11 protein-coding genes and 1 pseudogene are annotated in these 12669 nt (G+C 67.1%); 6 read left to right on the top strand and 6 right to left on the bottom strand.

From position 1 onward, the window contains the following. The first annotated feature begins 15 nt into the window (after positions 1-15). The 4 genes from OG490_RS03715 (at position 16) to OG490_RS39105 (ending at position 3477) form a co-directional block, all read left to right on the top strand. Positions 16-321 carry a hypothetical protein gene (locus tag OG490_RS03715; RefSeq protein ID WP_330294836.1) on the top strand — a complete coding sequence of 102 codons (306 nt, stop codon included), beginning with the start codon at positions 16-18 and terminating at the stop codon, positions 319-321. A gap of 127 nt (positions 322-448) precedes the next feature. Further along, positions 449-1237, top strand: coding sequence for a VOC family protein (locus OG490_RS03710; protein WP_330294835.1), 789 nt, complete (start codon positions 449-451; stop codon positions 1235-1237). Positions 1238-2101: 864 nt separating this feature from the next. After that, positions 2102-2740 (top strand): hypothetical protein, encoded by a 639-nt coding sequence (locus tag OG490_RS03705; protein ID WP_330294834.1) that lies wholly within the window; start codon positions 2102-2104, stop codon positions 2738-2740. 425 nt (positions 2741-3165) lie between these two features. After that, positions 3166-3477, top strand: a complete 312-nt coding sequence (locus tag OG490_RS39105; RefSeq protein ID WP_443065744.1) for a DUF6296 family protein — start codon at positions 3166-3168, stop codon at positions 3475-3477. Positions 3478-3610: 133 nt separating this feature from the next. On the opposite strand, the gene OG490_RS03695 is transcribed toward OG490_RS39105, so the two are convergent. Then, positions 3611-4642, bottom strand: coding sequence for a chitinase (locus tag OG490_RS03695; RefSeq protein WP_330294833.1), 1032 nt, complete (start codon positions 4640-4642; stop codon positions 3611-3613). 705 nt (positions 4643-5347) lie between these two features. On the opposite strand from OG490_RS03695, the gene OG490_RS03690 reads away from it, so the two are divergent. Both OG490_RS03690 and OG490_RS03685 read left to right on the top strand, forming a co-directional pair. Continuing rightward, the gene (locus OG490_RS03690) at positions 5348-7654 is read left to right on the top strand and encodes a bifunctional polysaccharide deacetylase/glycosyltransferase family 2 protein (RefSeq protein WP_330294832.1); all 2307 of its coding nucleotides are present in this window, start codon (positions 5348-5350) and stop codon (positions 7652-7654) included. After that, the gene (locus OG490_RS03685; protein WP_330294831.1) at positions 7651-8889 is read left to right on the top strand and encodes an acyltransferase family protein; all 1239 of its coding nucleotides are present in this window, start codon (positions 7651-7653) and stop codon (positions 8887-8889) included. Before OG490_RS03690 ends, OG490_RS03685 begins: the two co-directional genes overlap by 4 nt. A gap of 92 nt (positions 8890-8981) precedes the next feature. On the opposite strand, the gene OG490_RS03680 is transcribed toward OG490_RS03685, so the two are convergent. The 5 genes and pseudogenes from OG490_RS03680 to OG490_RS03655 form a co-directional block, all read right to left on the bottom strand. After that, positions 8982-9854 (bottom strand): intradiol ring-cleavage dioxygenase, encoded by an 873-nt coding sequence (locus tag OG490_RS03680; RefSeq protein WP_330294830.1) that lies wholly within the window; start codon positions 9852-9854, stop codon positions 8982-8984. A 116-nt stretch (positions 9855-9970) separates the two neighbouring features. After that, positions 9971-10285: pseudogene (locus OG490_RS03675) on the bottom strand (hypothetical protein); the annotation flags it as partial. 258 nt (positions 10286-10543) lie between these two features. Then, positions 10544-11137 carry an MmyB family transcriptional regulator gene (locus OG490_RS03665; protein ID WP_330294829.1) on the bottom strand — a complete coding sequence of 198 codons (594 nt, stop codon included), beginning with the start codon at positions 11135-11137 and terminating at the stop codon, positions 10544-10546. A 20-nt stretch (positions 11138-11157) separates the two neighbouring features. Next, complete coding sequence (locus OG490_RS03660; protein WP_330294828.1) at positions 11158-11538, bottom strand: hypothetical protein; 381 nt, start codon at positions 11536-11538, stop codon at positions 11158-11160. Between the two features lie 231 nt (positions 11539-11769). Further along, on the bottom strand, positions 11770-12111 hold the full coding sequence (locus OG490_RS03655) for a MerR family transcriptional regulator (protein ID WP_330294827.1): 342 nt from the start codon (positions 12109-12111) through the stop codon (positions 11770-11772). Positions 12112-12669 lie beyond the last annotated feature (558 nt).

Here is a 12669-nt window from a genome sequence, read left to right as displayed (position 1 = left end):
GGTTGGTCTCCGGATGTGGACGGGACCCACCAGGAGGAGAACCCGAGCGCCCACCGCTCCTTCCACCCGGACAAGTACGCCCCGGCAAAGGGCCCTGGCAGGACGGTCTCCAAGGAGGAAGCGGGCAATCCTCACGGCAACCCCTCCAAGAGCCGGGGTGCCCGCGGGGAGGAGCGGAGCAAGGACTCGGGCTCGGGCGACAAGGGAATGCACGATCTCGGCCCGCGAGGCCGCTCCCAGCGTCCCAGCGGAACCAAGGACGCCTCCGCCTCCACCGGTGTGGACCCACAAGACCCGCCCGGCACGCGCAGCGCCGGATAGCGCACTTGCCAGGTGTCGTCTTCTCCTGGGCGGGGCCCGGAGGCACACAGCTGCCGCCTGGCGGCTTTCCCCGCCGCTCGGCGGGGAGTGGGGGTCGGCCCCAGCGACGGTGAGCGGCGAGGAAAGCATGTCAACGTCAAGTCATGAGGTGTTCGGCGCACCGTGCTGGGTCAGTCTGCTGCCCCAGGACCCCGTCTCGGCCCAGCGGTTCTACGGGGCAGTGATGGGCTGGGATTTTCGCAACACCCCGCTCAGGGAGGGGTTCGCCGTGGCCTTCCGCGAGGGGACGCCGGTCGCCGGCATCGGCCCGCTGGCCCATCGCCCGGCCCTGCCGGTGGCGTGGACGCCGTACTTCGCCGTCGACGACGCGGACGTGACCGCCGCAAGAATCCGCGAGCGCGGGGCCACCGTGGCGGTCGGCCCTCTCACCTTCGGCACGGGACGCGCGGCGCTGGCGGCCGACCCGGACGGAGCGGTCTTCGGATTCTGGCAAGGGGAGGTGATCCCCGACTGGACGGTCGGCCGAGGCGGGGCCGCCGCATGGCTTGAGCTCCGCACCCGCGACGCCTTCACCGCCGCCATCTTCTACGGTGAAGTCCTCGACTGGGCCGGCGAACGCCCCGGCTGCTGCGACGTCGCCTACGAACACGACCACGTCGTCATCCGCCACGGCAACGACACCGTCGCACAACTCAGCGGCGGAGCACTCGAATCCGACCCCGACCCACAAGTCCGGCCACGCTGGCACGTCCACTTCCATGTACCCGATCTCGAGACGGCCATAGAGACAGCCACTCGACTCGGAGGGAAGGTCGTCTCACCCGTCCAAACCTCGCCAGTCAGCCGCTGGATCGCTCTGAGCGACCCCGACGGCGCGCTGTTCACCATCCTCGCGCCCCAAGACGCACCGCGCTGAGGTCGGCATCGACGTCTCCGGGAAGAGATCGCTACCCCGGCCGTCGTACCGAGGAGAGCGGAATGCCATCGGCCAGGTCCGTGAGCGGCAGCGTACGGGCAGCCGAGCCTGTCCCACAGTGCCGCGGCGCCGGCCCAGTCGCCGGCCAGCTCCGAGTAGGCAGTCGAAGACCTCATCGGTACGGCAGGCGCCAGCCAAGGCCACCGGTCAGGGCAGTGCGTACGGGGCCCGGGCCCAGGCCCGCGGGCCAGGTCCATCAGGGGGCCGAGGGGGCGAATGTGGGAATCGGCCAACTGTGCGTCCAGGGCCACTCTCGGCCGCTTGCAGGTGACCGACGAGGGCCTGGAGCGCGGCCGCTCGCTCTAGCAGGTCCGTCACCGTGGCCGGAGCCGCGCAAAAGATCCAGACCGAGCGGGACGGGTTGGCTACGGGGGGTGTTACGGGAGCCCACAGGGGGATGTGGGGCGTTACGGCGGGGAATCTGGGGTGTGCTGGGGTGAAATTTGGGGTGTTTGCCCGATGTGTCGCCCGCTAGTGCGGTGCATCCTGGCGGAAGAGTTCCAGAACCCGGGCCTCTCTGGTTCGTATGTCCAGCGGCCCCCGAGCGGGGCATGCCGTTTGGCATGCCGTCGAACCCGCCTGCGAGATGACTTCGGCATTGAATCCGGTGTCCGAGCGCCGCGGGCGGGGCTTGCGAAGCCGAAGTCGGGCTGCTAACCGACAGGGTTCATACGGAAAGGAATCGTCATGCTCAACAAGTGCGCAAAGCGTGCGGTGATGCTGGCGGCATCGGCCGCTCTGGCCGTGGGGGGCGCCGCGGTGCCCACTGTCGCCTTTGCTGCTACGACGCCCACAGTGGCTCACGTGGCGGTGCCGAATGACGACGGCCCGAACAACAACAACAACAATAATAACGGTGGCGGTGGAGCGAACAACAATAACAATAACAACGGTGGCGGCGGAGGAGCGAACAACAACAATAACAACAACGGCGGTGGCGGGGCGAACAACAATAACAACAACAATGGCGGTGGCGGAGGGGCGAACAACAATAACAACAACAACGGTGGCGGCGGAGGGGCGAACAACAACAACAACAATAACAACAACGGCGGCAAGGGTGGGAACAACAACAACAATAACAACAACAACAAGTGCAAGAACAACAACAATAACAATAACAACAACAACAAGTGCAGGAACAACAATAACAACAATAACAACAACGGCGGTGGCGGGGCGAACAACAATAACAACAACAACAATGGCGGTGGCGGAGGGGCGAACAACAACAACAATAACAACAACGGCGGTGGCGGGGCGAACAACAACAACAATAACAACAACGGCGGTGGCGGGGCGAACAACAATAACAACAACAATGGCGGTGGCGGAGGAGCGAACAACAACAACAATAACAACGGTGGCGGCGGAGGAGCGAACAACAACAATAACAACAACAATGGCGGTGGCGGGGCGAATAATAACAACAATAACAACTGAACTTCAGAGTCCGGCGGCCGACGCTTCGAGTCACCTGGCCGCCGGATTTTCACGTGCGCGCCCTGCGATGCGGTGCAAAGGGCGGCGAAGGCAGTTGGTGCTCCCAAGGTATGGCCGTACCGGGCACCATCAGCCTCTGGAATCAGTGGGTCCGCAGGGGCGGATCCAGTAGTGGATCGACAGGGAGCGGCCGCCCGGGACCGGGATCCCCGTGCCTGAACCCGCCGATATGTGTTCGGTGGTCGCCGGGAGTCACGGCAGGGCAGGGCTGTGGGCCGCAGGTCGAGATAGGCCTGGACCGTAGTTCCCGGGGGACCGGTGTGGATGCGCACCAGCGTGGCGCACTCGTTGACTAGGAGCAGTCCGCGGCCTCTCGGCCGCCGATCGACCAGGAGCGCGTACGCAGAGCCAACATGGGAGACCGGATGCCGCGAAGGTACGAGCTGGTGTTCCCCGGCGGCCTTGAAGGCGGCCAGGACACCGTCGAGGTGACCGTCACCGGCCGGACGGGACCAGGAGGCCACCCCATCTACGAGGACGCCACTGGCATTGTTCAGGCGGAGATCAGCGACCGGTCGGAAGTGCGCGTTCTGGCCGGGACCCTTGCCGACCCGTTGAGAGCGGACACGGCCAGTTCTGGATTCCGGCGAGTGCCTTGGTGCCCGGGGAGAGCAGGACTGCGAGGGCGAAGACGGTGCTGGATGGGCCCAAAGAGAGCCAGAAGCCGATGGAGGTAGTCCTCGCCGTGGAAATGGACGCTCCTGCCGTTTCGGTAGGTGCGGGCTTCACCCCGTTATGTAGACGGCGGATTCAATTGGTCGTCGCAACATCGGCATTGACCGTCCGGCCGGCCAGGCCCACTGCAGGGCCTCAGCCGGAGAATACCTCCGAGAAGGCCCCGGCGCTCTGCGGTACCCCACTGCAGTTCGTTGCCGCGTCGTCCGACGAGGTGTCACCGTCTTCGCACTGCTGGTCGCGGAAGGTTGACCACATCGACACCCAGGCGATGCCCTTGTCTTCGGCGAAGGAGCGGACCCGGGCCGCGTCGGCAAGGGTGAACGTCTCGCCGGTGATGTCGTTGTCGCCGATCATCGAGGTGAGGGCGAGGCCGTGCCAGGCGCCGTCGGAGGAGAGGCCGAAGACCTCCTGCAGTTGGTTGTGGGCGGCCTGGGCGGAGGCAATTGCATAGTCGCCCATATCGCCGGTGTACGTGGAGCCGTAGTTCATCGTCATGATGTTGACGGTGGCCACTTTCACGCCGTTGTCGTTGGCGGACCGCAGTAGCGCCAGGCTGTCGTCGTCGAGCCCGGAGGGCATGACGGGCAGGGTGAAGGAGACCGCCAAGTCGGTGCGCTCCTGCTGGAGCAGTGCGATGGCCTCGGAGCGCATCGCGACCGCGTCGGAGTCGGTGAGGTCGTCGCCCTCGATGTCGAAGTCGGCCTGTGTCGACCCGGCGGCGTCGAGCGCTGCTGCGTAGGCACCGGCAAGCGCGGACACGTCGGCGCAGACCGATGCGAGCTCCGTGCCGGAGGCGCCGCCGAACGATACGCGCACGCTGCTGCCGGACGATGTCAGTGCCGAGATACGGGACTTCACTGCGGGGTCGTCGATGGCATGGCTCCCGTCCCATTTCGGTGCGCAGCTGCTGCGGTCCGAGATGACGAAGGACAGGTTGTACGCGGACGGGGAGCCGGCGGTGTCGTTGGCGGAGGCCGTGGTAGCGCTGACGTAGGGGGCGTAGGACGTGCCGGGTGCGGCGGCCGTCGAGGGCGACGCATCCGGCGGGGACGGGCTCGACGCAGCGGCTGCGTCAGTTGACGCGGTCCTGCCCGAGGAACATCCGGTACAAGTCAAAGCCACCAGGCAGACGAGCCCGGCGAACGGCCCCAGAAAATTCCGCATTGCACACGCTCCTGCTCTCGTAATTTCTGCCTCAGGTCGAAAACTAGCCGTGTTTTCGGAGTGCAAATGTCTCATGCGCGGCTGGCCCTCATCGCGGCAGAAGGTGTGCAGGTGATTCATGAAGCCTGGCGAAAGTTGGATTTCCGAAGGTGGATATTCGGGCAATCTACCCCTTTCTACCCTCTTGGCCTGGGCAGACGAGTATGGATTCACTCAGGGAATTCACAGGTTGAGCCGTTTCTCATAGGCACCTCATAGGAGTCTCTTGGTTTTGTCTCAAGAAGCAGCCTTAATCTGCAGTAATGCATTCTGAGTCTCGCTCTGAAAGACGTTCCGCATCCCACGGTCGACGCAAGTCCCGCAACGAACAGGCGGAGGGGCCTGTATTCGTCGACAACTCCGGGCGCAGGGCGAGATGGCTGCGCCGGATCGGTCTCGCCGTCGGTGTCGTCTGCGTCGGCTACACCGTCGTCCTCGGCATGGCCTTCATGGGCTGGGGTACATCCCTCGCCCCGTCATCGCTCCTGCCCTTCGGAGGCGGTGGTCGGGCTCCCGGCGCCCAGGATCCGGGACTCGGTTACGGCGGGCCGCAGGGCGGCATGGGCACGCCGCCCGCGAAGCCTGCCGGCGCCCCGCAGGCAACCGCCCCCGCCCCGACTTCCCCTGCCTCCCCAAGCGCCAACTGACCGGAGCTCGAAGAGACCCATGACGACCACCACCTCATCGCGCGGCCGCAGGCGCGCCCCCTCCCGCATGACGCGGGCCGCCGGCAAGGCGGCGAACCTGCAGAAACCGCGGGTGATCCTTGCTCTGCTGCTCCTCGGCGTGCTCACCAGCGTGATGTTGCTCGACGGCTATCTCCGCGCCGAGGTGGGGGGCGACGAGCGCATCCGTACCGGGGCCGGCTCCGACGACGTCTCCGAGGAGGTCCTCGGCGGTGGGCCGATCCTGACCTTCCGGGACGGTCAGGCACGGTCCGCGTCCGTGCCGGACAAGACCATCGTCCTGACCTTCGATGACGGTCCGGACCCTACGTGGACCCCCCAGGTCCTCAAGGTCCTTGAGGAGAACGGCGTCCCGGGCACCTTCTTCCTGGTGGGCTCGATGGTCGCCCGGAATCCGAGCATCGTGAAGGACTTGGTGGATCAGGGCAGCGAGGTGGGCATCCACACCTTCACGCACGTCGATCTCTCGTATCAGAGCAGTGCCCGGGTCACCCGCGAGGTGGAGCAGACCCAGCTCGCGCTGGCGGGCGCGGCGGGTATCACGACGACACTGTTCCGTGCTCCGTATTCCTCTCAGCCGGACGCCATCGACGACTACAGCTGGCCCGTCTACAAGCAGCTCGGCGAGCAGGGCTACACCAGCGTCTTCGTGGACACCGACAGCGACGACTGGAAGACCCCGGGTGTTACGAAGATCATCGAATCGGCCACGCCGTCGTCGGGCAAGGGTGCTTCCGTCCTCTTCCATGACGCGGGCGGTGACCGCAGTCAGACGGTCAAGGCTCTTCCCGAGTACATCAAGAAGATGAAGGCGCTGGGCTACACGTTCACCACCGTCAGCGGTGCGACCCAGGAGGCGAGGAGCGGCACCCAGGCGGCGGACGTCGGGGCTGCGGGGGCGGAGCGGCAGGCTAACAGTCAGCAGCCTGGCGGCGAGCAGACGGGAAGCCCGCCCTCGGGGGCCGTGCGCCCCGGGGCGGCGAACAGCCTCCAGGCCGCCCATCGCACCGCCACGGGTGCGACCCTGTACGAGGGCAAGGCCCTCGTCGCGGCCGTCGCGGTTGCCGAGTGGACCGTGCCGGGGCTCGCGATCGGGCTGGCGGTCGTCGGTGTGGCCGTCATCGGCCGGTTCGGAATGATGCTGATCCTTGCCCGGCGCCACTACAGACTCCGTAACAGGCGCCGGTTCAGCTGGGGGCCGACGGTCACCGGGCCGGTGAGCGTGATCGTGCCCGCGTACAACGAGAAGGAATGCATCGCCAACACCCTCAAGTCGCTGGCGCAGAGCACCCATCCGATCGAGATCATCGTCGTGGACGACGGATCGACCGACAACACGAGCGAGATCGCCGAGTCGCTCGGCATGGCGAACGTCCGTGTCATCCGCCAGGAGAACGCGGGGAAGCCGGCCGCACTCAACAACGGGGTGCGCAATGCCCGTTACGACATCGTCGTGATGATGGACGGCGACACGGTCTTCGAAGCGGACACCGTGGAGCAGCTGGTACAGCCCTTCGCCGACCCGAAGATCGGCGCGGTCGCGGGCAACGCCAAGGTCGGCAACCGCGACACGGTCATCGGTGCCTGGCAGCACATCGAGTACGTCATGGGCTTCAACCTCGACCGCCGCATGTACGACCTGCTGCGCTGCATGCCCACGATTCCGGGCGCGATCGGCGCGTTCCGCCGCGAGGCGGTGCTGGAGGTCGGCGGCATGAGCGAAGACACCCTCGCCGAGGACACGGACATCACCATCGCCATGCACCGCGCGGGCTGGAAGGTCGTTTACCAGGAGCACGCCAAGGCCTGGACGGAGGCGCCCGGTTCGCTGAAGCAGCTGTGGAGCCAGCGCTACCGCTGGAGCTACGGCACCATGCAGGCGCTCTGGAAGCACCGCAAGTCCCTTACGGACAAGGGCCCATCGGGGCGCTTCGGCCGGGTCGGCATGCCGCTGGTCGTGATCTTCCAGATCATCACGCCCGTGTTCGCCCCGCTCATCGACGTGTTCACCGCCTACTCGATGATCTTCGTCGACTTCAAGTCCGCTCTGATCGCCTGGCTGGCGGTGCTTGCCGTTCAACTCGTCTGTGCGGCCTACGCGTTCCGGCTCGACCGCGAGCGTTACCGGTACCTCCTGATGATGCCGCTGCAGCAGCTCGCGTACCGCCAGATGATGTACCTCGTCCTCATCCACTCCTGCGTCACCGCACTCACCGGCGGCCGCCTGCGCTGGCAGAAACTCAAGCGCACGGGCGAAGTCGGCACGCCTGCGGGGGCCGGCCGATGAGCTGGGAGGCCGAGCGGCAGGGGTACGGGCCCGAGTGGCCGGCTGCGCCGAACGACCCTCAAAGCCCGTACCGACAGCAACTCCGTCAGGATGCCCCGGCGGAGCCCGGAACGGACGTGCACACACTCCGGCTGGCCCGGGTGCCGGCGGCGCCGTCCGAGCCGGACCCCGAACCGCTGGAAGCGCAGAGCCGGCGGCCTGCCGGAGGACGTGACCGTTACTTCGACGTGCTGCGCGCCGTTGCTCTCGTACGCGTGGTGACCTATCACGCCTTCGGATGGGCCTGGGCGGGCATGGTCTTCCCGTCCATGGGGGTGATGTTCGCACTCGCAGGCACGCTCATGGCGAAGTCCCTTGAGCGTCCGGCGCTACAGGTGATCAAGGGTCGGATGCGCAGGCTGCTCCTGCCGTTCTGGTTCTGGGGCTTCTTCGTCGTGGCCGCGATGGTGGTCCACGGCTGGGTGCCGGGCCCGGACGCTCTCTACTGGGTGCTGCCCGTCGGTGACCCCCGGGGCGACGAGTGGGGTATCCAGGCGTGGGAGGTCCTCTGGTACCTGCGTGCGTACCTGTGGTTCGTGCTCCTCTCTCCGCTCCTGATCCGAGTGTTCCGCAAGGCGCCGATCCCGGTGCTGCTGCTCTCCCTGGCTCCGATCCTGATCTTCCAGTTCCTTTGGGAGCCACCCGACAGCCGCTTCGGCGGCGGCCTCATCGACCTCGCCACCTTCCTCTTCTGCTGGCTCCTCGGCTTCGCGCACCACGACGGGGTCCTGCGGAGGATGAAGCCGGGCCCCGTGGCCACCGGGTCGCTCGCGGCGCTGGCGTTCGGCGCCTGGTATGCGCTCACACACCAGGCGGAGACGGGTAGTTACGACCTCGACGACATCCCCCTCGCCCAGACCTTCTACTGCGCCGGCTTCGTGACGCTGCTGATGTACTTCAAGGCGTACTACAAGGTCGACTTCGCGGGCCTTGCGCGTTTCAAGCGACTCGACCGGATCGTGACGGTCTTCAATCGCCGTGCCGTGACCGTCTACCTATGGCACGAGATCGCGCTGATACTCGCGGTCCCCCTGATCGACCGTCTCTGGGACGTTCCCGCCCTGGAGGCCCACCTGCCGCTGGAGAGCCAGTGGTTCCTGTTCGGCATCGGGTGGCTCCTGCTCGCGGTGGCCGTCCTGCTGTGCGGCTGGGTCGAGGACGTGGCGGCGAGGAAGAGGCCGCGGCTGTTGCCGTAGCGGGAATTGCGTATGGCCAGGGAGCGGATGGTTCCGCTCCCTGGCCATGTCACATGCTCGGCGCACCACGGGCGTAGTTCACGGCGTCGCCGCTACGGGGCGTGCCCTTCGCCGGGAGCTCCGCTCGGCGGTTGGCCTCCTCCTCCCGGCGCTCCGCCGCCCCCGTTCTCGGCGTCGGGGTCGATGCCGAGGGTGAGGGTTCCGGTGTACCCCTGGGTGGTGTCGCCGGTGACGGTCATCAGCCCGTCCCGGGCGCCGCCTCCGGGGTAGACCATGTCGTCGGCGAGTTTGGTGGGGGTGCCGGTGTGCTGCGTGTACGGGGACAGCGCGTATACGGCTTCCCCGTACTTGTCGTCGAAGAAGAGTTGGCCGGTGTAGTTGACCTTGCCGCCCTCGTAGGAGCCGTCGGCCGTCTGGCCTCCGGTGTGGACCTTGAGGTGGATATGTGTGACGCGCGGGGTGTACCAGCCGGGGAATATGGTGGTGAACTCGACGACTCCGTCCTCGTCGGCGATCTGGTAGCCGCGCAGATAGGTCTTGTCGTCGGCGCCGCTCTTGTCCTCACTCTCCGCCGGCGCCTTGCCGCCCGGATTGGCGGTGGTCCACCCGGAGTAGTAGCCCCAGGCGTCGCAGTGCCAGATCTCCACAGCCGCGCCCGGAACCGGGGCGCACGACTCCGTGGTGTCCTGCACCGTAAGTCGCACGGTGAGCGGAACGCCCTTCTTGCCCTCCGCGATGTTCTTGCGTACCAGGGCGCCATCGAGGTAATACGGCCCCTGCGTCACATTGGACATGAGCACGCACTGCCCCGTCCCCGTGGACACAGCACCCGACGAGGACGCGGAGGAGGGAGCCGCAGCGCTGCCGCCGGAAGTCCCGCAGCCGACCATCGCCGCTCCCGCCACCCCTACGGCCGCGCCGCCGAGGATCAGTACTCTTCGCCTGTCAATGCTCTTTTCACCCATGTCCGGCACGCTAGGCGGGATCCCCAGGCGCGGACTGTCCTGTGCCTGTGGCACGGCTGTGAGACCCGCTGTCGGCTTCTTCGCACCGGCAGCCCCGTGCCACCCGGAGCGCTGATCGGCAGCCGGAACCGGAAGGCGCCGCCGCCGTGGGGTGCTTCGTGCACGGTCAGGGTGTCGCCATGGCGACAGGCCGCGTTCCGGGCGATGGCCAGGCCGAGACCCGCGCATGCCGCTGCGCGTTGTTGCGGAGGTTGGCGAGCAGCCGGGCCAGTCGCCACGGTGATCCCTCGATTTCCGGGGCTTTGGCAACCTCAGTCGTACGGTCTCGTCCACGGCGCCTGGCAGGTCGAGCAGTTGCGGGTGTGCGGGGCGACTTCGAGCTGCATCCGGAGGCTGGCGATCGGACTGCGCAGTTCGTGGGAGGCATCCGCGAACGCCGTCGCCGTGGGGGCGACCGGGCCGAACACCTCGTGCTGGTTCCGCAGAACGACCAGTTCCGTGAGCGTATCGCCGCCGTCGGCGAGCATCACCGCGAGATCGACGGCGATCCGGCCCGGTGCCGCGTGGCCGAGGCGGTCTGAGCGCGGTGGAGTACGCGGTGGTCAGCCCGGTGGCATCGGCAAGATCCACCAGCGACCGTGCCCCGGCGTGACCAGGAAATCGACACCACGCCAAGTGAAATGGCGAGGCTAGGGTGTCGAGGGCGGGGGCGTGGTGCCAGGGGGCTTGCCACCGGGGGCGGCTGTCGTGACCGTGAGGCCGTCCGGCCGAGGGCCCAGTTCGTGGCGTCCCCGGTCGAGGAGGGTCAGTTTGTCGTGGTCGGGACTGCCCGGCTCGGCGAAGAACACGACGAAGCGCTGCCTCATGCTGTGCTCCAGTGGCATCGACTCGTAGCCGAGGTGGAGGTCGCCGACGTCGGGGTGGTGGAAGGTCTTGGGGTCCGGGGCGTGCGGTTTGACGTCGAAGCGGTCCCATAGGGCGACGAAGTCCCGGCTCTTGGCCAGGAGTTCGTCGACCAGGTCGGCCAAGTCCGGTGCGTCAGGCTCGGTGCCGGCCAGCGCGCGGAGCCTGCCTACACAGGCTCGGGCCTGCTCGTCCCAGTCGTCGAGTACGGCGCGGGCGAGCGGATGGAGGAAGGCGTACCGGGCGAAGTTCCGCTGCTGCGCGGGCCATTCGTCCAGGCCGGCGAAGAGTCGGAGCGCACCTGGGTTGAAGGCGAGCAGGTCCAGGGTGCGGCTGACGACGTAGGCCGCGTTCGGGCGCACGGACTCGAGCAGCAGCATCAGCCGGGATGCTCGCGGAGTCAGGTGGTGATGGTCGCGGCCCGCGGGTCGGGCAACACCTCGACCCGCTCGCCAGTCTCGGCATCGATGATGATCGTGGTGTAGCGGCCGCCGTTGAGCAGAGCGAACTCGTCAATCCCGGCAACCCCGGGCACTGGCCGGTCCGGCAGCGTGATCCGCATCAGGCAGTTCGGCACCGTTGCCCCGGACAGTCCGTGATGCAGGACGGTGAGCAGCAGGTCGCCGGCCGAGCCCGCCAGAGCCACCGCCTCGACCACCCGCCGCGGCGCCGGGGTACGCCGCTGGTAGGGCTCCGTCGGACCGTCGGCCTGCTCGACGAAGGTCGGCTTCGGGCAGTCCGGGTTCTCGCAGTCCAACCGCCGCACGGACAGGTCGATCACCAGCGGACGCCCGCCCGGTCGCGGCGGTGATCCGCAGCACCTCCGGGCCGGTCTCCACCCGCTCGATCCGTAACCCGGCCAGCTGCGGCAGTGCCTACGAAGATCTTGGAAGAGCCAACTTCCGGACGGCCCCGGAAGAGGTCGAGCGTGGCCCAGGTGCGGCACACGGCCTCTGGCGCTCCACCATGGGAGGCCCCGGCCCGCCTGACCGTTGCCGCGCAGATGCAGTTGTCACACTGCGGCCGACGGAGCGGATGATCCGGCGGCGCGGCGGTATTCGGCGTTGATGCGCTGGGCTTCTTCGAGTTGGTCTTCGAGGATGATGATGCGGCAGGCGGACTCGATGGGGGTGCCTTGGTCGACGAGTTCGCGGGCGCGGGCGGCGATGCGCAGTTGATAGCGCGAGTAGCGGCGGTGTCCACCGTCCGAGCGGAGTGGTGTGATGAGGCGGGCTTCGCCGAGGGCGCGGAGGAAGGCTTGGGTGGTGCCGAGCATTTCTGCGGCTCGGCCCATGGTGTAGGCGGGGTAGTCGTCGTCGTCGAGACGGCCGTCGAACGAGTTGTGTGCGGTCATGGAACCTCTCTGTGGAACGCGTGGAGGGGCCCTGGTGCCGTATGGCACCAGGGCCCCGAAGGAACTACTACACCATCTGCCGACCCTGGTACTGCGTCGGCCTACTGTTTCCGCGGACCTGACCTGAACTCGGCCTGGGGCGCGGGGATCGCGGTTGCTTGACCGGAGACCACCTCACTATCGATGTCCTGCGGTACCCGGGCTCAGCCTTTCGACCCGGGCGATCCTGATGGCGCTCGGCTCCTCCGTTCTTCCCTCGGTGATCAACTACTTACCCAGCGGGGGACTGCGTACTGCTGGTACTGCTGGTACTGCTCTCCTGCGTACTGCTGGTGATGCGAACTGCTCAGTGGCCTGGAGTAGCGCCACTCTTCGGCAGCCAGCCCCGTCGCCCGTCCTGCGTCTGCTCTGGCTTGGAACCCCACTGCCGAACCTCCCGGTACGCGCGCCCGCAGCCGACGCCTTCACCGAGGTACCACTCACTGACTTCACTGCTGGTACTGCGCACTGCGTTATCTGCGGTACTGCTGCCCGGCAGTTCGTCTCTGCCGGGCCCTG

It is taken from the genome of Streptomyces sp. NBC_00503 (assembly GCF_036346895.1).
Lineage (GTDB): Bacteria > Actinomycetota > Actinomycetes > Streptomycetales > Streptomycetaceae > Streptomyces.
This window is presented reverse-complemented; position numbering and strand designations above follow the sequence as displayed.